Origin of the sequence: Paenibacillus soyae (assembly GCF_024623455.1) — a bacterium.
In the GTDB taxonomy this organism is placed as follows: Bacteria; Bacillota; Bacilli; order Paenibacillales; family Paenibacillaceae; genus Pristimantibacillus; species Pristimantibacillus soyae.
This window is the reverse complement of sequence record NZ_JANIPJ010000089.1, coordinates 1-272: the sequence shown is the minus strand read 5'-3', so window position 1 is coordinate 272 and position 272 is coordinate 1. Positions and strand designations below refer to the sequence as shown.

1 rRNA gene is annotated in these 272 nt (G+C 55.1%); it reads right to left on the bottom strand.

The features are described 5' to 3' along the window. Window positions 1-272, bottom strand: a 23S ribosomal RNA gene (locus NQZ67_RS30120); the annotation flags it as partial.

The window sequence follows — 272 nt, the reverse complement described above, 5'->3', positions numbered from 1 at the left end:
TGCTCGCCTACCTGTGTCGGTTTGCGGTACGGGCACCTTCGCCTGGCTAGAGGCTTTTCTCGACAGCCGGAGTACATGACCTTCGCTACTGCAATTTTCGCTCCCCATCACAGCCCAGCCTAATAGTCGGCGGATTTGCCTACCGACTAGCCTCACTGCTTGGACGGACTATTCCATCAGTCCGCGTCACTGCCCTTCTGTGTCACCCCATTGCTCATAACGGCTTACGGTGGTACAGGAATATCAACCTGTTGTCCTTCCACTACGCCTTT